This window comes from Scytonema hankhaensis NUACC26 (assembly GCF_045865695.1).
In the GTDB taxonomy this organism is placed as follows: Bacteria; Cyanobacteriota; Cyanobacteriia; order Cyanobacteriales; family Nostocaceae; genus Scytonema.
In genome coordinates this window covers 22,782-47,111 of the sequence record NZ_BAACAP010000209.1, presented here as the reverse complement: position 1 = coordinate 47,111, position 24,330 = coordinate 22,782, and the positions used below count along the sequence as shown (strand labels likewise).

The following is a 24,330-nucleotide window of genomic DNA, read 5'->3' as shown; positions in this document are numbered from 1 at the left end:
TGTAGTATATACTTGGATAAAAAACTTTGAAGCTAGTTGAGCAGGTATTTAAAAAGATCGTCAAGCACGCGATTGGCTGCTATTGGACCATTACCTACCCAGTGGACTTTTACCGGATACACTTTACCTTGTTGCACTGACTTCAATCTTAACCATAAAGGCATAGTTTGTAATTGCTTAACAGCTTTTTGATTTTCTTCTATATCACTCTTTGAAAATAAAAAATGAGATGGAGAAAGGAATATGATACTATTATCAATTAAATCTAATCTTTCCCAAGAAATTGAGTAAATACCACTTTTTTGTAACTTATTTAATTGGCTGGGAGCGGTTTTGAGAGTTAAACCAGCCTCTTCTATAATTCCTCCAGAAAAACTGTTTTCTTCCCAACTAAAAACCCGACAATTTCCGTTATAAAAACCAACAACTAAGACGGGAGTTTGAGGAAAGCGATGTCTAACGATAAGCCGCTTTGCATCTACCCCAGCAGTAGCTCTAAATTTCTTGATTCGAGAATGGTAATTAAATAATACCTTTTGAGCCTCTTCAGTTTTATTAAGTGCATTAGCCACCTGCATAAAGTGGTCTTTCCAATCCCGAACGTTTTTTACTTCAATAAGTACTGTAGGTGCGATGTGTGATAACAATGGGTAGATGTCCTTTTGTTGTTCAAATAGACCTAAAATCAGATCGGGTTTTAGGGCTAAAACTTTTTCAAGATTGTTCGGTAAAAAACCCACATCTACAACACTTTGACGCTGTTCACTTGTAGGTTGTATTAAAGGAATCTTTAGCGGTGCTCCAATTGGTTTGACTCCCACAGCTAGAGCATCCGTCCACATAAAACCATGCAGAACCACGACTCGTTGAGGGTGAATCGGAACCTTGGTTTCACCTAAAGAATGTTTGACTACACGAATAGCGGTGTTTGCAGTCATAGAGGAATTATCCTCGCTACTTTTAGCTTGTTTTTGAATTGAAGAGCTGCAAGCCGATAGTATTAAAAACAGCAACAACCCAACCAAAGTTAATTGCAAGATACGACGCACTTTCTTAAAACTCCCAACCTATAGTTAATTGTGTTTCAAACGGCGCACCGGGAAAAACCCGGTTGCGATTGAAAGCTGAAACATAGTAGTTAGTGTCAAACAAATTTTGGAAGTTGAGTTGCACTCGCAGGTTGTTGCGTCGGTAGTAAAGCGCGGCATCGGTACGAACATAAGAAGGTAAAATAAAGGTATTTGCTAAATCACCTTCGCGATCGCTTACATAAAATACACCTAAACCAAAACCTAATCCTTGCAGAGAACCTTGACCAATTGTGTAAGTCGTCCACAAAGAAGCACTGTGTTCGGGAATGGCGTTGAGAAAATTTCCAACTTTAAATTGGTTATCTCTGGTAACGCGAGCATTAGTATAGTTGTAGGCAGCAATAATATTCCATCCCGGTAAAATTTCTCCTGTTAGATAAAGTTCAACACCTTGACTCTTTTGCTCTCCAGTTTGAACCTGGAAACGAGAATTGCTTGGATCTGTAGTTGTAATGTTAGTTCTAGTCAAATCGTATAAAGCTAAAGTTGCAGATAGCATGTTATCAAACCAGTCAGTTTTGACTCCCACTTCATACTGCTGACCACGGCTAGGTATAAAAGGATTACCTCGTGCATCAGTGCCAGTAATCTGATTAAATGAGCTAGTATAGCTAGTATAAAGTGAAACGTTTTTGTTAGGCTGATAGACGATACCGACTCGTGGACTAAAAGCATTATCGGACTGACTTGTTGTTACTCTACTAAGACGGTTGAGAGAATTAGTATTTAGCCAATCCAAGCGTCCTCCTAGAACTAGCTTTAGGTTGTTAGTTAGTGAAATTTGGTCTTGAAAATATAGCCCCTGAGCGTCACTGTTAGTTTTTGTGTTTGCTCTACTTGTAACTTGACCTAAAGGTGTACCATACACTGGATTAAATGCGTCTATTGGGCTACGTGCATAAGTTGTACTACGAGAGTAAAAATCCTGCCAAAACAAATCAAAACCAACTAACAGTTCATGTTCAATTTTACCAGTCTTGAATTTACCTATAACATTGGTATCTAAAAAATTATTACTCTCAATACTATTAATAAAGTTACTTATACGATTTACCCTACGATTACCGGGTTGCAAACCAGTAGGAATAATAGCATCTTCTTCTGCAATAACTCGTTGACCAAATAGAAAGGCATTACGTACAATCCAATTTTCACTCAAGCGATGCTCGAAATTATAGGCAATTCGGCTTGTCTGACGGCTTTCGTCACCTATTGAAGGCTCTGCAAGGTTTCTGTTGCGCGAAATCTGACCGTTGGGGTTTGGTAAAACAGTTCCTACCCCTGGCAAACCCGTTATTTCAGCGTCACCATTCGGTTTTTCATCTCTCTGATATTCTCCTTCCAATGTGAGGTTGGTATTTTGACTAATTCGCCAATTAAAAGTCGGTGCTACAAAATATCGTTCTTGGGTTACATAATCAACAAAGCTATCCGCATTTAAATATGAAGCATTCAATCGGTACAATAAAGTCTTTTCTGTGTTTAAAGGTCCAGAAAAGTCAACTGAGGGTTGGTAAGAGCCAAAACTACCTGCACGTATTTGAGCAAAGTAATAAGGTTCATTCAAAGGTTGTTTTGTAACGCGGTTGACAATACCACCAGGAAAGCTCTGACCGTAAAGTACGGAAGCAGGTCCTCTGAGTACTTCAATTCGCTCTGTGTTAGAGATATCAACAGGATAATTTGAAATTATTTCCCTTAGACCGTTGCGAAAGTTATTAGTAAATAGCGTTGCAAATCCTCGGATTGTATAAGTATCAAACAGCCGAGATGAAAAGCGGTCAGTTCCAATACCAATGACTCGCAATGTTTCTGCTATGCCTCCACCACCCAAATCGTCTATAACTGCCCTTGGAATAACTTGAACCGAGGCGGGAATATCCCGTAATGGAGTATCAGTTTTGGTTGCTGAACTCGTGTTAGGAACTCGGTAACTTCCTTCAGGTGGGGCTGTCACTTCTAACTCTATCGGTGGTTGCTTGCGATCGTTAGCAGGTGGTTTTTGCTCTGGGGTCGGTGCAGGTTGCTGCGCTGTGGAAGTAGTACTTGTGACTCCAAACACCAAACCCTCTGTCTGACTATCAAACAACTCCACCACTGGTGCTGCTGTTTCCCCGGTTACTGTCACGCGCAAGGTGTTAGTATCTACATTTGCTACTGTTACTTCTGCAATTCCCGCCACTGGCTTTTCTTTTTGGAATCTCTCTCCACTTGCTAGTTGCAACTTGGCATTAGAAATATCTGCAATATAGGAATTGCCCTCTATTTTCGATGAAACTGACAACTCAACAGAGTTAGCTGTAACTAAAATTAACTCTATCCCTTTATCTGTGATGTTCACCTGAACATCGGTGACTGACACCACGTCTGTAGTTGCTTGACTAAGTTGGGAAACTTGATTTTTATCTCTGGGTGTCCTCAGCAAATACAAAGCACTGGTTTTGGCAGATTGCAATTCAGTTAATGAGCGAATATCTCTGTTGACTTCACTTGAAAGTGCCAAGGGTTTTTCAGATAACGGTTGTTCAGAATAAGCTGGATTAGCTATAGTAACTGAGAGAACTGGTATTAACCAGCAAATAGCAGCACAAGGCAGCTTAATTAACATTTGTTTAAGACTCCACCTCAACACACCACACTAAAACCTGTTCAAAGGGTATTGGGAAATACTTTGAAATTGGGCAAGGATTGAAGCACGTTCCACCTTTTTCAATTTCGTTACCTAATCCCTAATTTCCAGTACTTTTTAGTAACAAAGTTGGTAAAAACCTGCGTTAATACCAACCATGTAATTTTAGAAGAATACAATTTTCACAAGGGTCGCGTCTTATTCGAGCCGGACTTTTTTTATTCCAAACGGACTTTTTATCTGTGACAGGACTTGGGACTGATGCCAAACTTCTTACGAAAGGCATTGCTAAATGAGGGTAAGCTAGCATAACCTACCTTCTGTGCAACTTCTGTGATATTCATGTTGCCTTGAATGAGTAGATTGTGTGCAAGTTCCATACGATAATTGTGTAGATAACCAAATACCGTAGTTCCAAAAACAGAACGGAAGCCTTGTTTGAGTTTGCGATCGTTTAATCCCACTTGCCGTGCTAATTGTAGCAGAGAGGGTGGATTATCGTGATTTTTTAATAAAATTTCCTTAGCATGATAAACGCAGTCAATCTCTGATGGTCTGAGTGCATGAACCTCTAAAAAACCTTGATAAATTTGTATTTCTTGTTCTATAACTAATGCTGATAATTCCCAAACCTTGCTTTCAAGATACACTCGCTTAGTCACACCTTGGTAGGGACATTGAAGAATTTGCTGTAGTGCTAAGAGCATTCCTGGAGTTTGAGTTCTATAGCGTTCATATGTTAATTGATCGGAGCGTCCGATCAAATGTTGTAATTCTTTTGGAAGTTCTCCAGATGTATCTCCTGCAAAAGAGCGAAACATCTCTGGTTTTATATGAATAGCTACTGCTACTTCTCGCATTAACCCCTCTTCTAAACTAGCACACTCACAAGCCATACCACTGCCGCTCAAGAAGTATTCTCCAGTTTGATATGGAACATTTTTATATGGAGAATCTATCAGAATATAGAATCGAAATTCTAACAAATGCTCTCGCTCAGGACATTCTACAATCAATGATTTTTGTTGCTGATAATTGTAGATGTCTAATAATATGCAATCTCGTAACTTAATATGTCGGTGATATCCCTCTGCAAATAATGTTGGATATTTAAAGGTAATGTCAAACTCATTTAATTCACTATTCTGCTGTATCGGCTCTACTTCATAACATAGTTTCCAATAATCAGCTAGCGAAAGGATTAGTGTCATCGCAACAATAACTTATGAGGACAAGTTTACGGAGTTGTTGTTAAAAGTGTATCTTTAGTAAAGAGCGCATATAAATAGAAAGGCATAAATAAATATACATTTTATCATTGCGAGGCACGAAGCAATCTCAAGTCCTGCGGTTGCTACCCATCGGGAACGCTTCTCTTCGAGATGCTCCGCAAACGCGAACGTCGTTCTTCCTTGCAATGACGTTATATGTTTAATTTTGTACACGTACTTAGCTAAAAGTTATCATTTGGGCGAAAGTTATTACTGTAACTTCTTATACAATTTTCTAGCTTTTACCAAATTAGTTGGAATTGTAAAGTAGAGAATCTAATTTAGTTGTACATTCTACGACAATCGGTTTGTAAAGCACCAAAGGGCGATCGTATCTTCCTAGGAAACTGCAAGTCGCGCCATAATTGATTTAGTAACCACGATTTTGGTCTACAAATTTGAACAATTAAGCCGAACAGAGGTAGAACAAATGTTAGGAATCACAATCAAGGAAACGAGAATTTACCGTGAAATCAAGCAAGAAGGGGAAAAATCGCTGATTCTTCGTCTACTGACTCGACGGGTAGGAGAATTACCTACTGATGTGCTAGGGCGTATTGAAACTTTATCGCTAGAACAATTAGAAAATCTTGGTGAAGCATTGTTAGATTTTCAGGGAATGGCTGATTTAGATACATGGTTTAGTCAACAAAACCTCTAGTAATGGTGTAAAAGTTTGAACAATTAAGCTGAGGTATTAATCACGGTAGACGAATAAAAACGCCAAGGTGAAAAGAAAATCTCCTCCCTTTAGGATAGATATAGAATTCCGGTGGAAATTTTACAGGAGTTGTTCCTGGTAGTCCATTTACAGCACAGTTAACGGTAAAGTGGGAATTTTAATGAGGATAGCTATTATGGACAGACAGATAGAACTTATCTTTAACTCGCCAGCAGCAGCCGTTAATGCTTACAATATCTTCAAAATCGGGAAATTTGCACCCTTTCATCAAGATCCGGGTTTTCGCCTGTCATTAATAAGCTTAAATGCTCATTGTCTTTCATTTAACTGCAAAATAAACGATCTGAATTTTATTCTTGGCAAGTTGACTTCAGATAAACTTGGAGATGTCTCGGTAATCAGCGACTTAATTCAAGTACAGATTGCTGTTATTGACCCAGACAACTCAATCCAATCGTGAGTGATTTCTTCAGATCTCAGATTATGCCAAGATATGATATCGTTCAGTTCATCAAGGCGATCGCCCCGGCCTCTCGAAGCAAAAACAAGCCTAGATACCTGAATTATATGTAATTATATAACTTGACAATCATTTTTCAAACAAAATTTTGTCGTTTTATACTATAATATTTTCTCTTTTTAAAGAGCTTTATCAACTCCTACATATTCATCTCGTTTTAATTAATGGTAAAAACGAAAGGTTCTTTTTGTCTCACACTTGTAGACTGTATAATACATTTTCCGTAATCTTCTAGGGGGAAAGGAGTATTTCTCAATGCGGCTTTACTGAACATTTATGTGTATTATTATTTACTTATTTTTGGAAATCCTTATGTAACTTTTTTTACTACACTTTGAAGTACGGAATGTGGGATCAATGAATCGAGAAGACTTTGACAGCTACATTACACGAATTAGCCCTAAGGTGCAGTAGTTGAGCAACTTCTGTCAAGCTTTATTAATTCCGAGTGAGTAGTCTAGAGAATATGGCTCTTGAGGATACTTCATTGACTGCATCTTCTGTTGACATCTATCTAGCTAGATTCCGCAAGGCGCTTGAGTACATCGATACTCATCTGGACAACGACCTTAGTGTCGATCGGATCGGCAGCGTTGCTGCATTCTCGAAGTATCACTTTCACAGGCAGTTCTCTAAGCTTTTGAAAGTTAGCCTGTACAGATACGTTCAGCTCAATCGCTTAAAGCGTGCTTCTTATCAACTTGCCTTTCGTCACAAAAAGCAGATCATCGATATTGCGCTGGCGAGTGGCTACGAAAATCATGAATCGTTTTCTCGCGCATTCAAAAAGAGCATAGGGCAGACCCCTTCTGAGTTCAGAAAGCAGCCACAGTGGGGTCTTTGGCACTTGACTTACCAACCATTAAGTGACATAAGGATCAAGTATATGAAACTAGAAAACCAGCCCGCGCAAGTCAAGCTAATTTCCTTTAAAAACACCAAAGTTGCAGTCCTTGAGCACCGTGGCGACCCAAATCTCATAGGGAACTCCGTGTGCAAATTTATCGAATGGCGAAAGCAGAACTGTCTGCCGCCTACAGTCAGTGACACTTTCAACATCCTATATGATAATCCGTCCGAAACCGCACCCGACGACTATCGCCTTGATATATGTGCATCAACGGAGCGTGATGTGGTTGACAACCCATTTGGGGTTGTAGAAAAAATCATTCCTGGTGGCAGATGTGCTGTATTGCGGCACATAGGTTCCGACAGCAATATCAGTCAGAGCATAACTTATCTGTACTCTATATGGCTCCCGCTGAGCGGAGAAGAACCGCGAGACTTTCCACTGTATCTCCAGAGAGTCAGTTTTTTTCCTGATGTGCCTGAGTATGAGGCTATCACCGATATATTTCTACCCCTCAAGTAGCAGTAGTATTTGCATTCGTTACCGACAAGTGGAGAGCGGTTAACGAAAGAGCCAAAACGTGTAATCAGACTCTCAAACTCTTCTGGCTTCATTCATGTCCCCCACGCGATCGCCTTTTTTGGGAGCGACCGAGCCAGTAGCTTGCGTGGCATTGGCTCCCCAAACCCTTATCAATTAAGCCTTTTAGTAAGTTAATCAAAAATTTTCTTACTTTTATTTCTTACTTTCAATCAATATCATCAATAACTAGCTGATAAATTTTCATGCTTCATTGATGAAAATCTATAAAAGACTAGAACAGGTAGAACAAAGGGCACAACAGGAAGCCGAAAAAGCAGCACGTTTGGCAGCAAAATTACGGGAGTTAAATATTGACCCAGATACAATTTAGACTAGTGCGATAATGAAAGTCCTAGTGTTTCTTTGCAGCGATCGCTGGAACTTTTTGCTGTTTAGCAGCCATCAACTTTCTGTGTAAAGCAAAAGCCACACTCACAGCCAGTAAAGTTCCACCAACTCCTTGAGATTCTCTAACAGACTTTGGACTACTAAATCCATACTTTGCTAGTATTTGTTGCCCAGTTGATGAAAGGATGTAATTCGCTAGTTGTGAACCTTCAGGAGTTGCACCTTTGAGTACTGTCAAACCGTAGTCAGCTTGGACTTTTAAGCTATTTGGCAATTCTACTATCTGTAGACTTGGTGAAATTTCTTGAGCAGACAAAGCACTGGTATAATAAACCAAATAAATGTCTGCTCTGTTGATATCTTGCAGATAGTAGACTATGCTGCCCCCCGGACTATTCCTCTGTTGTGGCAACGTCCCTGATAATCTTATGGCTTTAGCGTCCAGCAATGCAAAGCTACCCGGACGAACATCTTCAGCTTGGCGAAATATCTGGATTCCGTAATCTCCTAAGGGATCGCTGACAGGTTGGGCAATACCTAATTTAATATCGGGGTTGAGAAAGGTATCTAGCAGATTCTCTGTTGTGAGTGAAACCTCTGGTATGGCGATCGCGTAGAGAGGATTGCGGGTAAAGGTTTTGACTTCCCCACTTAAGTTATTTTGATTGAGTGTAATAGCGTTACCTAAATCAGCACTTGCAAAAACATCTGCCTTTTCCCCTGCCAATAACCTATCTTTTAGTGAACCAGAGGAAGCAAATTCTGTTCTGACAGGAATCCCAAATTCCTGAGTAAAGGCATCAGCTACTTCTGAAAGCGCACCCCTCAAACTACCAGCAGCATATAGAGTCACCTCAGTCGGGTTAGCTAGTGTAGCTGCTAAAGTCTGTTTAATCTGGGTCATATTGACAACGAATATAGTCAGCGAAGCAGCAAGCAAATACTTTTTCATGATTTTTTAATCGACTACAAGTAAGGACAACAATTACTTTTTGAATTTTTTATACAATTATTTTGAGATCGATACTGATTTCTTTTTTAGGAACTAACGCTTAAACTGCCATTACGCCAAGCGTTTAAATGCTATTTTTTATTCATTAGCGGTTATTAGGTATTTTTTAAGACATCTTTTAGATTGGAGTTTCAGATAGTCTACCAACTAAGTAGGAAAAAATCAATTCAACTACGTAATCAAACGCTGACTTTATCAAAACTGTCAGTAAACATTCCGTGCTTTACGCACGAGCAGGACTTGTTGAGTGGGGGGATGTTTCCGAATCCTGATTGACGCTGTGCCCAACACTATTTATCAGCAACACTTCAGCAATCCATTTTTTCAAGATAGTCTAAAAGAAAATCAGATAAATTTGCTAATTGTAAATGACATAACACATGAGGTCGATCGATGGATACCAAATCCAGAAAGCTAACCAATCTCACTGCAGTAGATTCTCAAAATCAAGTTGAGCCAATTTCACAAGAAATATACCGTCAGATCATCACGGATATCTTTTCCATTCATGCCAACACACCAGATGTCAACCCACACATTCAAACCATAACTGTATTTGATTTCCGACATGACCACTATCAACTATTGCAAATCGGGTGGACAGACTCTCACAAGCGCATTTTCAACCCAATTGTTCATCTCGATATTATTGAAGGTAAAGTCTGGATTCAAGAAAATCGAACAGATATCGATATCGGTGAAGAACTTTCCTCAAGAGGCATTCCGAAATCCGACATTGTTTTAGGACTGCACCCGCCTGAGGGTGCGACCTTATAACTTAGAGTATTCAATCACTTAGTCCACTTTCTGGAAAAACAGTCATATTTTCGCTGGTGTAGATTTATTTCGTCTGGTACATCTGTTGATGTTGATTACCTTATTAAAGTAGTATGAAAAAATCATGGATTTCTGAACGTCGTACTATTCAACTACCCGGATTGACTGTCGATCGTCATCTCTCAGCACCAAATGAGCTTGAATTTCCTGGATGCGATCGCCATCTGCTTTGTCTTCTGTTAAGCGATGGTAATCAACAAAAAATAACTCGCATCGGCTCCCAAGAATCTGGAAAATCTCAAGTCAAAGGAAGTTTTTGGATTTGTCCTGCTCGGGTGTCAGGGCTTTGGGCATGGAATAGTACGGATCGCTCACTGATGTTTGCGATTGACCCACTCAAACTGAATCAAACGGCTTTTGAAGTGGGTGGACTAAACACGAATCAGGTTGAGTTGCTAAGTACAGTCAATGCGAATGATTCGCAGATTGCAGCGCTCGCCCACTTGTTTCAGGCAGAACTGGAAACCTCTGGTATGGGTGGGCAACTTTATGCCGAATCTCTCATGCAAGTGTTTATCGTTCATCTGCTTCGACAATACTGTGCATTTAAGCCGAAGATGCAACCCAATTGCGATGAGTTAACCGCTCGTCGGCTTCAGCAAGTATTGGACTATATTCACAGCTATTTGGAGCGACCACTTCAGTTAGCTGAACTGTCAGAGGTTGCGGGCATCAGCCAGTATTACTTTTGCCGATTATTTAAGCAGTCAATGGGTATTGCGCCGTACCAGTATGTGCTTCAGCAAAGGATGGAAAGAGCTAAAGACTTATTGAGACAAGGGAAATACACGCTGGCAGAAATCGCTTTACTGGTTGGCTGTACCGATCAAAGTCGTTTCGCAAAGCACTTTAAGAAATATGTCGGAGTCACGCCGAGGGTGTTTTTAAGCAAAAAGTCGTTGCAATAAATCAACAGATGCAGTTGTGTCGTGTCATAAACCACAATGGCAATGGCAAGAATGACCTAAATTAGCTTCAAGGCAGTGCAAGAAACGTCTATCTGTCCTCCAGTGACGTAGTGTATGCTTCCTCTGGAAGTTTAATCTCAGTAATCCATACCAGATGAAGTTATGACCTACGAAATGCTTTCGGCAGATAACGCTTGTGCTTTGTTAGTCGATCATCAAGCCGGTTTGATGTTGTTTACTGGAGACATCGATCCGGTGCATTTGAGAAACAATTCCGTTGCACTGGCAAAGGTTTTGAAACTACACAACATTCCGGTTGTTTTGACAGCGGCAGCAATGGGTCCCATGGGTCCACTCGGTCCAATCATTCCAGAAATTCAAGAACTCTTTCCTGATGTTGAGCCAATCTATCGCACAAAGATTAACTCATGGCACGACGAACGGATTCGGAATGAGATCGAAGCTACAGGTCGCAAGAAAGTTATTGCTGCCGGAATTACGGCTGATTTTTGCATCGGTATTCCTGCCAAAACAATGGCAGATGCGGGTTACGATGTGCGTTTAGTAATGGATGCGTCGGGCAACTATTCTGAAATGGTTTTGCACGCTTCAATTGCCAACTTAACACAAGCTGGGGTTAAGGTCTCCAATTGGCTCAGCGTCGCCTGCGAACTGCAACAGGATTGGGCGATCGAACACACCGCAAAAGGTTTGCTTGAAATTTACCAGCAGCACCTACCACAGTGGGGTATGTTGGAAACCACCCAAAATACTTGGAAAAACCTGCCAAATCACTAATATCAAGTCCAGGTGAATACTCATCGTTAAGATTGATGTCCAGATGCGGGGACACGGAGAGATTTTTATTCCATCTTCCGCGCCCTCAACTGGCATAATCTGTTTTTAGTGGAGCAATTTCTCAAAACAAAGCCGAATTCAAAAATGGAATTTTAACATTGATACTACCTAAGGTAGATGAAGTAAAATATAAAGTAGTCAAAATCAACTCAGCAGAGGAGAAAAAGTTACCAACTTCAGCCTCTGGTCAGACAATACCCTATTTTCGCTTATACAGCAGTAAAACTACACCAACAGCTACTAAAGTTCCTGATATTAAATCCGATTCGGGAACTGCTAAGATTTTACCCGAACCGCTAATTGTGTTGGTAAAAGTACCAAAATCAGCGACGCGACGACCAGTTGTGACTAAAAAGTAATTTCGTTGAGCGGTCAGTTCGCGGCTGAACGCAGGACTGCTGTCATTAGGAGTCGTATCTGCTACGAGGACGTTGGTTAATTGCTGAGTAGGATTGAAACTGTCCCGATATAAAACTAAAAAATTATCCCAAGCTCCATCCGTAGATGACGTAGCTCCGAGTACAGTACTGCCAAATGTATACAAACCCGATTCTTCAACCAAAAACTGAAAAACGCTATAGGGTACGAGCATACCCATTGTTCCGTCCCTTTCGCCACTGATTAGATCGGGAGGATTACCTGGTGCAGTACGCCGCCAAGTCGGTTGATTTGTGGTATCACCTTGATAGGTAAAGATGGCAGCTTTAGCAGGAGTAACAGTACATAACGCAGCGAATCCTAACCCTAGAGCAATAATCAGTTGCTTTGTAACAAATATTGCTTTCAACATTTACTTGTTTTGTTTAGCTTTACGTTTAAACTTTAGATTCTCAGTAATTTTACTGCTAAGCATATGATACCAACTAATTTGGAAAAATTAATTGTAGGCGATCGCGAACTCGTTGCGAGCGCGTTATCTATCTCAAAACTGATAAAATCTTTAATGTATGAGTTAGATGATGTCCATGTCAGAGATTAGAGATTACGGGGTAACTGTTGAAGAGTATTTAGATGGATTGGCAGCAGGGATTGATATTTTGGAATTGAAGAGTTTAGAAGCAAGCGGAATTCCTACCCATCTAGCTTTAGAATTAATGGCGACTATGCCCAAGGTGGCTAACGGTACAGCGACTCTCGAAGAAATTATTAGAGGTATGTTGATTATGTCGCCATCGGGCAGAAAACAACTCGAAGAAAAAATGAAATAGCGGTGTAAGCTAAACATAGCTTTGGTCAGAAAGCTTAGCTCCTAAGAAACACATCCCATGGCAGCTTTATTTGGTAGGGGCGTAACGATTTAAAGAACGCGCTTAATTTTTCATGGTAATTATTACGCTTGATTATCAAGAAACAGCGTGTTATATGAGTGTTTTTATCATGCATGAAGTGATTGGGAGTTAAACCGTCGCCTTAGTCATGCGTTGATTTTTAAGTAACGCTTCTATTACTGGGGTAATGAAAGCATCTTACACAGCGCACTGTTCCTCATTGATTGTAGGTTGAGCAACGCGCATCAAACCCGCGCATCGTGGTTCTTGCGTACTTAGCGTGCTAAATCAATATCATAAGTTCCCGATTTTAGCGGCTTGGGTGTCCGGCTTCCCATCTGAATTTCTGCTTCTTCCTTCAGCAGCAGTGCTAACAGTTCCAGCACTTTGCTTTCCAAGTACGTGCGCTTAATCATAGCCTGGTAGGCACATGGCATTCAAAAAAATGAGCGATCGCTCTAAATGTCAGCAAGCGCTCGCCAGCGCAACAAGCTTCGTCTTCTAGTCAAAGCAAGTTACGCAACACATTACGTCTCTATAGACAGCAATCTGAATCCCAATCAACTACACCTTGAAGCAGTGCAAGCAACCCCTTTCTCTAATCGCCTGTTGTAGGACTTCACAACAGCTTTTCGTGAGTTCGTAAGTTCGTGTGAAAAAAGAATCATTTTCTGCTGTGGGCTTGCTCATATGTGTCTTAGCCGTGAATTCGGTGTTGCAGAGAGTGCGGGATGATTTCAGGCTGGTGGCACTAAGCCATTCTTCAGGTAGTGCAGTAACAATTTAGGGGTAAAGCTAAGACCAAAATGCGATCGGCATTTTAGTAAAAATATCTGCGCCCAACTTTATACCAAAATAACTGGTAATTTTTTATTTGATGTATAATATATTACAATTTTTTTTTGAAATAGTGATAAGGTTTACTATGAATTACAAAGCATAATAGCTATTAAAGTAGCAAATATGTCTTTAAAATTGCCGTTTTTTTAAATATATATACAACTGCATATATGGGGTGGAGTTTGTATTGAGTATGGTTAATACTAGAGTGTGGGGATAATAAGGATGAAGAAGTTAGAAGTTCTGACGGAAACTTTGTTACTTACCGTTTCATCGTTGGTAGTTACTCAACCTGCTGTTGCAGAAATGGCGAATATTGAGACAAGTGCAATTGTTGCTAAACAAGATAATCAGACACAGTTCGGAAAAATTGAGAGTCTTTTCGACTTTAAACAGCCAGCATCAAGTGCAAAATTTCTCGTGCAAACGCCAACAGAAGTGACTACACCTTCCCTTGCAAGTCAAGTATTAGTTACAGAAGTTAAGATAAACAAAACAAGTATTGGTGTAGATATTGTCTTGGTAACGGCAAATAGTGAGAAGTTACAAGTAAAAGCGAAAACACAGGGCAATTCATTCATTGCAAATATCGAGAATGCCAGATTGCAACTTGTGAGTGGGGACAGTTTCCAACAAACGAAGCCAGCAGCAGGAATTTCCTCTGTGACAGTAGCAAATGTAGGTAGTAATGGTATTCAAGTGACGGTAGTGGGGATCGAGAGTGTACCTGTAGTGGAGTTGTTTGATAGTAATGCTGAAGGTTTAGTCTTTGCAGTGAATGCTGCCTCATCCACTGCACAGCAACCTACATCTACACCGCTGCCAGGAGAAACTACACCAGAGTCAAAACCAAAGCCACCGTTATCAGAGCAAGAACCGATAGAACTACAAGTAATTGGTTCCCAAGATACGTATCGGGTTCCAGATACAAGTGTAGGCAGCCGTACAAATACGCGAATACGGGACATTCCACAGTCTATTCAGGTGATTCCCAGGCAGGTGATTGAAGACCAGAGAGTGGAGTATATTGGAGACGCATTAAGAAATGCTGGTGTAGGGCAAAGTCGGTTTGCATCTCGCTTGGTAGATGAGTTTGTCATTCGCGGCTTCATAGCTAACAATATTTTGATTAATGGTCTGAGGTTTCGACTAGTTGGTTCACCTGTATCTCTCAATACTTCTAATGTTGACCGGATTGAGGTACTCAGGGGACCGAGTTCGGTACTCTACGGTACAGGAATTATTGGCGGTACGATCAATTTGGTAACTAAGCAGCCACTGAGAGATCCCTACTATAACGTGCAGACTTCCTTCGCTAGTTACAACTCTTACAAACCTTCGTTTGACTTTTCAGGTCCACTGACAGGAGATAAAAAGCTTCTGTATCGGTTAACTGGTGATTACTTGAATGCGAATAACTTTGTTGATTTCTTCGCTCAAGAACGTTCTCAGGTTGGGGTAACCCTAAGTTGGCAGATTGGAGAAAACACAAAGCTGACCTTGGATGGAGATGGGCAAATTTTTCGGCGCAATTTTATAGATCGTGGACTACCAGTAGAAGGAACTGTAAAACGCAATCCTAATGGGCAACTGCCACGCAATCGGTATTTGGGCGATTATACAGTAGAAGACGCGCAAGATTTACATCAGAGTCGCGCCAGTTACAAATTTGAGCATCGTTTTAATGAAGATTGGTTGTTGGAAAATGCCTTCTCGGTTGTATTTACAGAGACACTTACGCCAAGAGGTGCCCAAGTAATTCCTGTTGGTCTTAATCCAGATAAACGCACCCTCAGACGCAATCTATCTGTCTTCCCTGTACCAGAAGTACGCAATTACTACAACTCAAATACTCAAGTTACAGGTAAATTTGATACAGGTAGTATTAAACATCAACTTTTAGTCGGGTTTGATTTTGCCAGAGATTATCAAATACGTACAACTCAAACTACTTACTCTTTCTCTCCAATTAATATTTATAATCCAGTTTATGGACAATCGAGTATCATCTCTTTAATTAGTAGAACAGATAGCGGATTTAAGATAGATGACTGGGGTTTTTACCTTCAAGATCGGATGACGCTATTGCCTAACCTCAAACTTGTTTTGGGTGGACGCTTTGACTGGATAAATGATAGGAGAGTTAACCGAGTCGCTAATACTGTAACAAGGCAAAATGACGATGCTTTTAGCCCTCGTGTAGGAATAGTTTATGAACCAGCCAAAAACTTTTCACTCTACGCTAGCTACACTCGGTCTTTTCAACCAGCAACAGGCACCTCTCGTAATGGCGATCCTTTTAAACCAATGCGCGGAACTCAATATGAGGTGGGTGTTAAAGCCGATTTCCTAGATAACCAACTTTCAACTACTCTCTCTTTGTACGATCTTACTCAGACTAATGTCTTAACAACTGACCCTGACCCGCGCAACATCGGCTTTTCTGTCCAAACAGGGGAACAAAACAGTAAGGGGGTAGAGTTTTTCGTAAGCGGAGAAATTTTACCAGGTTGGAATGTGATTGCTTCTTATGCTTATACGGATGCTAAGATTACAAAAGACAATCGCTACCGCGTTGGTAACATACTTGCTTTGGCACCAGAACATCAAGCTAGTCTTTGGACGACTTACATTATACCTAATGGAAAGTTGAAAGGACTGGGCTTTGGTTTGGGATTGTTTTATGTAGGCGATCGCCAGGGTGATTTGTTCAACTATTTTGAGTTACCCAGTTATGTACGCACTGACGCGGCTCTATTTTACCGTCGAGACAGACTCAACGTGGCACTGAACTTCCAAAATTTGTTGAACAAAAAGTATTTTGAAACCGCTTTCAACGACCTACAAGTTTTTTATGGTTCCCCATTGACAGCTACTTTAACACTAGGGTGGCAATTTTAATTCTTTGTCCATTCAATATATGGAGCAGCAGTATTGACTATGGTGCTGAATTGGAATGCTTTACAAACAGCGGTGATTCATGAAACTCCTTACCGATGGATATTGTTTAAAGATATCATCGCTGCTGATGCCTCTTGCGAGTTGATGGAAAACTATCCCCCAAACGAATGGTTTAATGAATTGGGGGACGGCGATCTTAGTCTGGCTACACCTTTATTTACCACACCAGAAATTATTCCCCAGCTATGTCAGATTAACGAGAGGTGGCAAAAAAGTGTTGATGAAGGTAGGATTACTTCCAATATTCAAAACTTTAGTGAGATTTGGCAGAGGTTTTTTGCGGAACTATGGTCCCCTACTTATCGAGAAGTCTTGGGACAGCTTTCGGGGTTTAAGTTAGAAAACTATCTCATGACTATAGGCTTTCGTCGATTTCACTCCGGACACGCTAAGTTTTGGATTCCTCATACTGATGGTCCATATAGAGTTCTGACTCATTTATTCTACTTTAATGAAGAATGGTTTAGTGATTGGGGAGGCTGCTTGCAAATTCTTAGAGAAAAAGAGCGAATGAGTGCTGTTTACGACATTCCTCCTCTGATTGGTTCTTCGGTAGCTTTGGTAGAAACTGGCTCGTCTTGGCACGTAATTACCCCAATTTCACCTCTAGCGCCGCAGCACAGACTAACGATGCAAACTGTGTTTTGGATTCCATGAACAAGGCTGAAACTTTGCGATTGAAATTGGTAGGACTGCTAGCACTTGCGATCCTAAGTAGTTGCACTCGAGAGATTCACAAGCTAACTGATAGCAGTTGGAATCGCTCTGCGATCGCATCATCACAAGTCGCAGTTACAATGAGTGAGACTGAAATTCCCCTTCACCCCCAAAGAATTGTAGCAATACATTGGTATGCTGCAGAAGTTGCTACAGCATTGGGAGTCAAACTCATAGGGCTACCGCGAGGGAGTCTAATTTTATTTGACCCCCAGAGGAAGCTGGGTAACATTCCCGACGTTGGCTGGCCTGTTAATATAGAGAAAGTTTTGGCTCTCAAGCCTGATTTAATCTTGGGTAGCTTGGGTTGGTATAAAGATACCCAACATTTATGGTCAAAAATTGCACCTACTTTTTTAGATAGCTTGTCAGACCGGGGAAAATGGAAGCAATCATTTACACAATTAGCCCAAGTACTGGGAAAAACTCAAGAAGCTGAAGAAGTAATAGCACGGTACAACGCACGGATAAATGAATTTAAAGAAAAAATGGGTTCACGCCTGAAAACGACAAAAGTATCTGTAGTGCAGATTACTCCAGGCACAATTTCCTTATTAGGAAAAAAAGATTTTTCTGGTGTAATTATAGAGGATGTTGGTTTAGAGCGTCCTAAAAGTCAGAATCTAGATGAAAAAGCTGCTCTCAAATTGGGAGTAAAGCCACAAATGTACCCGCTCTCAGCAGAATTACTCCCTCAGATGGATGCAGATTTTTTGTTTGTTACCACCTCTCTCTCTAAAGGGAAAACCGAGTCTGACCGATTATTAAAGCAACTGACGACAGTGCCTTTATGGTCAAAACTAAAAGCTGTGCAAAACTCAAAAGTTCATGTGGTTGGGGAATATTGGCACGCAGGTAGCTATCTAGCTGCCGATCGTGTGCTTGATGATTTGTTCCGGTATTTATTGCTGGAATAGTAACAGAAAAATTGCTACTAATTACAGGTAGGTTTAGTCTCCGGTCTGGTGAATGCTGATATTTATAAAGTGCGGAACAGCAAGGCAGAAGTCCGCTCGCTACATACACCTGATGAAGTAATTTTAGAAGATTTTCGTCAAGCTTGACATGAAGCTCGCACAGGACAAATGATTTTCTAGAAAATAAGTGAAGATTAAGATTCTGATGCCCAAAATATCATGTGTAAACTTAGGCGATCTTGGGTTGCATTTAAGGAAATAGGAGAAACCATGTGCCAAGAGCGATCGCAACGTACAATGGCAACTGAGTATTGTGGCAGAGGTATCACTTCCTTTACCACTGATTTGGTTTGATTGTCATTAAGAACTTGAAAACATCCGCCCCATTCTGGATTCCATTCTTCATTAAAGTAGAGAATATGGGTAACGTTTTTTAGTTGGTGATCTGTATGGGGACGATTCCAAAAGCCTGGGCGATCGCGAAAAAAGCGAATCTCTAAGGAATGATTCTTAAGGTTTACGCCACTTAACTGCTCTATAGCACTACGATAATCAGGGGTAAGTAATTCTTCTAACAGTTTTTGCCAAACTTCACTTAAGTCTGCTGTATGCTGAAAGCCTTTGCCATCCTTCTCGTAGAAAACATAACGCCTGAAGAACTGGTAATCTTTATAGGTATATTCAGCGTAATATTCTTCTAGCAGTGAGGGATGGCTCTTACCACTATATTCCTGAAAGTGTTTGGTAGGAAAAGTTTTTATGAGTTCAGTCTGTGTTTGCTTGTCCAATAAGTTTTCAAATACAACCCATTTGTATGGAATTTCTTGCATAGTTCCATTTTGAATTGCACTCAAGTTTAGCATTATGCACCCCTTTTATTAACTAAATATTTAAACAAATCGTCAATCACTTGATTGGCTGCTATTGGACCCGATCCAACCCAGTAAAAACCGACCTTATGTATTCTGTGAAGCTGGACGATTTTTAACTTAGACCACAGTGGAGATGTCTTCAGTTCTTGAAGTGATGGGTTTAAATCTTTTTGCGTAAAGATAAATAGGGCATCTCCACCAATTTCACCCACTTGTTCCCAAGATAAGGGAAAAACAATAGCGGCTCCTCCTAAACGAATGCTTGTTTGAGCATTGAGTGACTGATTTGGCGGACGTGCGATACCAGCATCTTTAAGGATGACTCCCGAAAAACTAGCTTCTTGTGGCAGGAAAAGCCGATCGCCACGCAATTCGATAACTGATACCACTGTAGTTTGGAGGTGTTGACCCATAGAAGCTCTGAACTGAACTAAACGTGCATAGTAATTAGTCATCAGCTGTTGAGCTTTCTCCGTTTTGTCCAGGGCACGGGCAGTAACGTTTAGGAACTCTTTCCACGGTGCAATAGGGTTGAAAGTAGCTAAAACTGTAGGTGCAATGTGTGACAACAATGGGTATATGTTTTGATGGGAGCTAAAGCCCAGGATTAAATCTGGCTTGAGGCGCAAAAGCTTTTCCAGATTGGGAGATTCAAAACTCACATCCTCAATATTTTCCAGCTTGCCTACCAATTGCTGCAACTGTAAAACAGCGGACTTTGGGGCGGCGATAGGCTTTATCCCCAGAGCAAAAGCAGCTTCTAATAAATTTGGGTGCAAAACAATGACTCGTTGGGGATGTTCCGGAACTTGAGTTTCACCCATCAAATGTTTAACCACGCGAACGCTCGTTATATTTGGAATGGGAGTAGAAGTAAAGTGCAAGTGATGTGTTCTCAATTGATGTATGTGGGAACTACAGGCAGCAACCGATAGAAAAACTAAAAATCCAACTATGACTACTCGCAGACCATCAATCACGACTTAAAACTCCCAGCTTACGCTCAACTGTGCTTCAAACGGGATACCTGGATAAACTTGGTTTCGAGCGCGAGCAGCATCATAATAAAGGATGTTAAACAAATTCTGGAAGTTAAGTTGCACGCGCAGGTTATTTCGGCGGTAGTAAAGAGCTGCGTCAGTACGGACGTAAGACGGTAATGTAAAAGTGTTTGCCAAATCTGCAAAGCGATCGCCTACATAATATACACCCAAACCACCACCAAATCCTTTCCAAACTCCTCTGGGAATAATATATGTTGTCCACAAAGAAGCAGAATGTTCGGGAGTGCTATCAAAAAAGTTACCGACCCTAAAAGTGTTGTCTCTGGTAACGCGAGCATCGAGGTAGGTATAAGAAGCAATGATATTCCATCCTGGTGCGAGTTCTCCTGTTGTAATCAGTTCAACGCCGCGACTCCTCTGCTCCCCGGTTTGGACGTTGAAGTTACGATTGTTGGGGTTGGGGTCTGCTGTTGTGATGTTAGTCCTACTCAAGTCAAACAAAGCCAGTGTAGTAGATAGCTTATTATCAAACCAGTCAGTTTTCACCCCAATTTCATACTGAATGCCACGGCTAGGCTTAAAAGCATTGCCCTGTGCATCGTTTCCTGTTACCTGCGTAAAAGAGCGGCTATAGCTGGCATAAAGCGAAACATTCGTGTTAGGTTGAAAAACTATACCTACTTGGGGACTGAATGCCGAATCTGATTGACTTGTTTGTACTCCACTAACACGGTTGAGAGAATTATTGGTTAACCAATCGAAGCGTCCTCCCAAAAGGAACTTGATGTTATCAGTCAATGAGATTTGATCCTGAACATAAAGCCCTTGGAGATTATTGCTATTCAAAGTATCGCTTCGTAATGTACGCGAACCTAAAGGCGAATTATATATGGGATTGAACACATTAATTGGATTTCGTGCGTAAGAATCAACTTGAATGTTTGTATCATCCCAGGAAAAATCAAAACCGAACAACAGTTTATGTACGACACTGCCAGTATTAAATTGACCGACAACATTAGTATCTAGATAGTAAACGTTCTGAAGAAGAGCGAGAAAAGCAGTAGAGCGGTTGAGTATTCGATTATCAGGTCTGAGAACAGTACCACTTGTAGAAATAGATTTAGTCACATCTTGACGAAATTGGAAAGCATTGCGTACAGTCCAATCTTCATTGAAGCGATGCTCGAAATTGTAAGCAACTATGCTTCTATGACGAAAGTCAGAATCTGTTGAAGGTTCTCCAAAATTGTGACTACGCGAAATTTTACCATTGGGGTTCGGTAAAACAGTTCCCACTGCTGGTTGACCGACTCCTATGCCATCACCATTTGGTTTCTCGTTGTCCTGATACTCCCCATTTACTGTTAGCATAGTGTTTCGAGCAATTTGCCAAGTAAACGCTGGTGCAACGAAATAACGCTGCTCGTTATAGAAATCAACAAAGCTTTGTGTACTAAAGTAATCAGCATTTAAACGATATAACAAAGTTCGCTCTGAGTTTAAAGGACCAGAGATGTCAATTGAGGGTTGATATGTTTCATCAGTCCCAACGCGCATCTGGGCAAAGTAGTATGGTGATGATAAAGGCTGTTTGGTGATGCGGTTGACAACTCCACCAGGGGTAATCTGTCCGTATAGTACAGAAGCGGGTCCGCGTAGAATTTCGATTCGCTCTATATTGGCGGGGTCGGCAGCAAAACCAGTTGTGATTTCTCTTAGTCCGTTGCGTCGGTTATTAGCTACAAAGCCACGAAATCTAAAATTATCAAACAGTAGCGATGAAAACGCGGGAGACGAAGTTCCAACGCCTACTGTTCGGAGTACATCAAAGATATTACCTGCCCCTATATCTTCGAGCACCTGTCGAGGGAGAACCTGAACTGACCGGGGAATATCCCGTAATGGAGTGTCCGTTTTTGTCACAGTCGCGTTAGGAACTCGATAGCTATCAGGTGGTGCAGTTACATCCAACTCAATTGGTGGTTGCTTGTGTTGTGTTTGGGGTTTTTGCTGTGGTGTTTGTGTCGGTTGATTTGCAGTGGACGCAGTACTCGTCACCCCAAATACCAAACCTTCTTGCGTGCTATCAAACAACTCGACTGTTGGCGCACTCGTTTCCCCCACTACCCTCACTTGCAGCGCCTTCGCATCTACGGTCACAACCGTTACCTCAGCAATTCCTACTGCTGGCTTTAATTGTTGAAAACTTTCTCCGCTCGCAAGCTGTAATTTGGCATTGGGAATATCTACAATGTAGGAATTCCCGTCGGTTTTCGGTGAAACTTGTAATTTCTGAGAATTAGCCGTCACTAAAATTAATTCTATCCCTTTGTCGGTAGAGTTCACCTTCACGTCTGTAACCAAAACTACATCTGTAGTGGCTTGACTAATTTTAGGAACAAAATTCTGTTTTCTGGGAGTTCTGAGCAAATAGTGAGCTAGAGTTTCAGCAGACTGTACCTCACTCAAACTCTGAACTTCACTCTTTGCTTCATCTGGAGGCGGTAAAGTTGTTTTCGATAATGCTTGCTCGGCAAACGCTGGATTAGATATAATAACTAATATTAACCAGCCAATGGCTGTATAGGACTGTTTAGCAAACATTTCTCACACGCTCCAGACAAGTACACCACACAAGATTTTTGCCATAGCCGCAGCAAAATTTATACCGCTACTTAGGCACAAGCCTAATAACAGCAGCGCTCGCGGCTGATTGACGTTGCTTGCAAGCAACTTAAAACAAACCCATAATAGGGCTTGTCACTGCAAACATCTTTACCGATTAAGTTGGTAAAGATACGCAGTTATAACTACCCTATTATCCCAAAAGGATATAATTTTTGAGCGTTCATGTCTTGTTCGAGCCGGACTTTTTTTTGTTCCAAACGGACTTTTTAACTGTGAAAAGACTTGGGATTAACCCCAAACTTCTTCCGAAAAGCATGGTTAAATGAACTGAGGCTAGCGTAGCCTACTGTCCTTGCTACTTGTGTGACATTCATGTTTCTCTCAATAAGTAACTTGTGCGCTTGTTCCATGCGATAGTCGTGCAGATAACCAAAGACTGTAGTGCCAAAAACAGACCGGAATCCAAGTTTTAGTTTGCGATCGTTTAGCCCTACCTGTCGTGCTAACTGTATAAGAGAAGGTGGGTTATCTAGATGTTTCAATAAAATTTCTTTAGCATAATAAATGCGTTCAACATCTGGTGGCTTCACCACACTACTATTAACGCTACCCCGATTGATTTGAATTTCTTGTTCAACTAGTAATGTCATTAACTCCCAAACTTTGGTTTCAAGATACATTCGCTTAGTAATGCCTTGGTAGGGACATTGGAGAATTTGCTGCACTACAGACTGCATTGCGAGAGTTTGACTTCCATAGCGTTCATAAGTCAATCGATCAAAAGGTCTGATAAGATGTTGTAATTCTTTTGGAAGTTCACCAGAACTATCTCCTGCAAATGCTCGAAACACTTCTGGTTTAATATGAACGGAGACTGCTACTTCCCGCAATAACTTTTCAGGCGAATAAGTGTGCTCTGGAGCCATACCACTTCCGCTTATGAAGTATTCTCCAGAACCAAATTCAAGATTTTTAGATGGGGAATCTATAAGAATGAAGAATTGAAATTCTATCCAATGCTTTCTGTCTAAATATTCTACAACTATTGATTTTTTTAACTGATAGTTGTAAATTTCTAAGGAAATACAATCTCGTAGCAAAATTTGTCGGCGGTATCCTTCCCCAAATGGATACTGGTAGGTGATGTTAAAGTCATCAGGGCAGTCCTGTTGAATTACCTCTGCTTGATAAAGTTGTTTTCCGTAATCTGTTAGTGAAAGGATTAGTGTCATAATAACGGGTACTTACAGAAACTGTTGACTTACAACTCAATTGATTGATAAATTTCACGGGTAGTAGATAAGAAAAATACTATGTAATTTTGCCTTCATTGACATAACAAAAGTCAAAAAAAGCACATTGATAAAGTGGATTGAATTTTGTGTAAGACATATCCAATAAAAAATTAGTCAAAAACCCTCTTGAAACAAAGGATTCTAGCTAGCTCTTGGCTCATGGTGTTACCAGATGATTTAATAACAGTTAAAATTATCATTTAAATAACTGCAATAAATGTAATCGATTTAACAAGT

General features: G+C 40.7%; 22 protein-coding genes and 1 pseudogene. 13 read left to right on the top strand and 10 right to left on the bottom strand.

What is annotated here, in order from left to right; all coding sequences use genetic code 11:
* Positions 1–32 precede the first annotated feature (32 nt).
* The 3 genes from ACKTT2_RS26140 to ACKTT2_RS26130 form a co-directional block, all read right to left on the bottom strand.
* Entirely contained in the window at positions 33–938 is a 906-nt protein-coding gene (locus tag ACKTT2_RS26140; RefSeq protein ID WP_407892046.1) for an ABC transporter substrate-binding protein, read from the bottom strand.
* Between the two features lie 115 nt (positions 939–1,053).
* Positions 1,054–3,699: a TonB-dependent siderophore receptor gene (locus tag ACKTT2_RS26135; protein WP_407892044.1), complete on the bottom strand. Its 2,646-nt coding sequence runs from the start codon at positions 3,697–3,699 to the stop codon at positions 1,054–1,056.
* A 257-nt stretch (positions 3,700–3,956) separates the two neighbouring features.
* A complete protein-coding gene (locus ACKTT2_RS26130) occupies positions 3,957–4,931 on the bottom strand; it encodes a helix-turn-helix transcriptional regulator (RefSeq protein WP_407892042.1) in 975 nt (324 codons plus the stop codon).
* A gap of 403 nt (positions 4,932–5,334) precedes the next feature.
* On the opposite strand from ACKTT2_RS26130, the pseudogene ACKTT2_RS26125 reads away from it, so the two are divergent.
* From ACKTT2_RS26125 to ACKTT2_RS26115, 3 genes and pseudogenes are all read left to right on the top strand, one after another.
* Positions 5,335–5,652: pseudogene (locus ACKTT2_RS26125) on the top strand (DUF4351 domain-containing protein); the annotation flags it as partial.
* Between the two features lie 196 nt (positions 5,653–5,848).
* Positions 5,849–6,133, top strand: a complete 285-nt coding sequence (locus ACKTT2_RS26120; protein WP_407892040.1) for a hypothetical protein — start codon at positions 5,849–5,851, stop codon at positions 6,131–6,133.
* A 526-nt stretch (positions 6,134–6,659) separates the two neighbouring features.
* The gene (locus ACKTT2_RS26115) at positions 6,660–7,565 is read left to right on the top strand and encodes an AraC family transcriptional regulator (RefSeq protein WP_407892038.1); all 906 of its coding nucleotides are present in this window, start codon (positions 6,660–6,662) and stop codon (positions 7,563–7,565) included.
* Positions 7,566–7,977: 412 nt separating this feature from the next.
* Here ACKTT2_RS26115 and ACKTT2_RS26110 read toward each other — a convergent pair whose 3' ends face one another.
* The gene (locus tag ACKTT2_RS26110; RefSeq protein ID WP_407892036.1) at positions 7,978–8,877 is read right to left on the bottom strand and encodes a substrate-binding domain-containing protein; all 900 of its coding nucleotides are present in this window, start codon (positions 8,875–8,877) and stop codon (positions 7,978–7,980) included.
* Between the two features lie 355 nt (positions 8,878–9,232).
* On the opposite strand from ACKTT2_RS26110, the gene ACKTT2_RS26105 reads away from it, so the two are divergent.
* The 4 genes from ACKTT2_RS26105 (at position 9,233) to ACKTT2_RS26090 (ending at position 11,528) form a co-directional block, all read left to right on the top strand.
* Positions 9,233–9,403: an element excision factor XisH family protein gene (locus ACKTT2_RS26105; RefSeq protein WP_407892034.1), complete on the top strand. Its 171-nt coding sequence runs from the start codon at positions 9,233–9,235 to the stop codon at positions 9,401–9,403.
* Entirely contained in the window at positions 9,379–9,762 is a 384-nt protein-coding gene (locus ACKTT2_RS26100; RefSeq protein ID WP_407892032.1) for a XisI protein, read from the top strand. Before ACKTT2_RS26105 ends, ACKTT2_RS26100 begins: the two co-directional genes overlap by 25 nt.
* A gap of 113 nt (positions 9,763–9,875) precedes the next feature.
* Positions 9,876–10,730 (top strand): helix-turn-helix transcriptional regulator, encoded by an 855-nt coding sequence (locus ACKTT2_RS26095; RefSeq protein WP_407892030.1) that lies wholly within the window; start codon positions 9,876–9,878, stop codon positions 10,728–10,730.
* A 174-nt stretch (positions 10,731–10,904) separates the two neighbouring features.
* The gene (locus ACKTT2_RS26090) at positions 10,905–11,528 is read left to right on the top strand and encodes an isochorismatase family protein (protein ID WP_407892028.1); all 624 of its coding nucleotides are present in this window, start codon (positions 10,905–10,907) and stop codon (positions 11,526–11,528) included.
* A 259-nt stretch (positions 11,529–11,787) separates the two neighbouring features.
* Here the strand turns inward: ACKTT2_RS26090 and ACKTT2_RS26085 are convergent, their stop codons facing one another.
* Positions 11,788–12,378 (bottom strand): PEP-CTERM sorting domain-containing protein, encoded by a 591-nt coding sequence (locus ACKTT2_RS26085; protein WP_407892026.1) that lies wholly within the window; start codon positions 12,376–12,378, stop codon positions 11,788–11,790.
* 63 nt (positions 12,379–12,441) lie between these two features.
* Between ACKTT2_RS26085 and ACKTT2_RS26080 the strand changes: the two genes are divergently transcribed.
* Together ACKTT2_RS26080 and ACKTT2_RS26075 are read left to right on the top strand one after the other, a co-directional pair.
* Entirely contained in the window at positions 12,442–12,567 is a 126-nt protein-coding gene (locus tag ACKTT2_RS26080; RefSeq protein WP_407892024.1) for a hypothetical protein, read from the top strand.
* Complete coding sequence (locus ACKTT2_RS26075) at positions 12,554–12,796, top strand: hypothetical protein (protein ID WP_407892022.1); 243 nt, start codon at positions 12,554–12,556, stop codon at positions 12,794–12,796. Before ACKTT2_RS26080 ends, ACKTT2_RS26075 begins: the two co-directional genes overlap by 14 nt.
* Positions 12,797–13,131: 335 nt before the next feature.
* Here ACKTT2_RS26075 and ACKTT2_RS26070 read toward each other — a convergent pair whose 3' ends face one another.
* Positions 13,132–13,293, bottom strand: a complete 162-nt coding sequence (locus tag ACKTT2_RS26070; RefSeq protein ID WP_500691401.1) for a hypothetical protein — start codon at positions 13,291–13,293, stop codon at positions 13,132–13,134.
* Between the two features lie 25 nt (positions 13,294–13,318).
* On the opposite strand from ACKTT2_RS26070, the gene ACKTT2_RS26065 reads away from it, so the two are divergent.
* From ACKTT2_RS26065 to ACKTT2_RS26050, 4 genes are all read left to right on the top strand, one after another.
* Positions 13,319–13,471, top strand: coding sequence for a hypothetical protein (locus ACKTT2_RS26065; RefSeq protein WP_407892018.1), 153 nt, complete (start codon positions 13,319–13,321; stop codon positions 13,469–13,471).
* A 450-nt stretch (positions 13,472–13,921) separates the two neighbouring features.
* Entirely contained in the window at positions 13,922–16,597 is a 2,676-nt protein-coding gene (locus tag ACKTT2_RS26060; RefSeq protein WP_407892016.1) for a TonB-dependent siderophore receptor, read from the top strand.
* A 39-nt stretch (positions 16,598–16,636) separates the two neighbouring features.
* Positions 16,637–17,314 (top strand): 2OG-Fe(II) oxygenase, encoded by a 678-nt coding sequence (locus tag ACKTT2_RS26055; protein ID WP_407892014.1) that lies wholly within the window; start codon positions 16,637–16,639, stop codon positions 17,312–17,314.
* Entirely contained in the window at positions 17,311–18,291 is a 981-nt protein-coding gene (locus ACKTT2_RS26050) for an iron-siderophore ABC transporter substrate-binding protein (protein WP_407892012.1), read from the top strand. The genes ACKTT2_RS26055 and ACKTT2_RS26050 overlap by 4 nt, the downstream gene beginning before the upstream one ends.
* Positions 18,292–18,485: 194 nt before the next feature.
* Here the strand turns inward: ACKTT2_RS26050 and ACKTT2_RS26045 are convergent, their stop codons facing one another.
* The 4 genes from ACKTT2_RS26045 to ACKTT2_RS26030 form a co-directional block, all read right to left on the bottom strand.
* Positions 18,486–19,154 (bottom strand): 2OG-Fe(II) oxygenase family protein, encoded by a 669-nt coding sequence (locus ACKTT2_RS26045; protein WP_407892010.1) that lies wholly within the window; start codon positions 19,152–19,154, stop codon positions 18,486–18,488.
* A complete protein-coding gene (locus ACKTT2_RS26040; RefSeq protein WP_407892008.1) occupies positions 19,154–20,143 on the bottom strand; it encodes an ABC transporter substrate-binding protein in 990 nt (329 codons plus the stop codon). Before ACKTT2_RS26040 ends, ACKTT2_RS26045 begins: the two co-directional genes overlap by 1 nt.
* Positions 20,144–20,146: 3 nt before the next feature.
* Complete coding sequence (locus tag ACKTT2_RS26035) at positions 20,147–22,774, bottom strand: TonB-dependent siderophore receptor (RefSeq protein ID WP_407892006.1); 2,628 nt, start codon at positions 22,772–22,774, stop codon at positions 20,147–20,149.
* Positions 22,775–23,064: 290 nt separating this feature from the next.
* A complete protein-coding gene (locus ACKTT2_RS26030) occupies positions 23,065–24,030 on the bottom strand; it encodes a helix-turn-helix transcriptional regulator (protein WP_407892004.1) in 966 nt (321 codons plus the stop codon).
* Positions 24,031–24,330 lie beyond the last annotated feature (300 nt).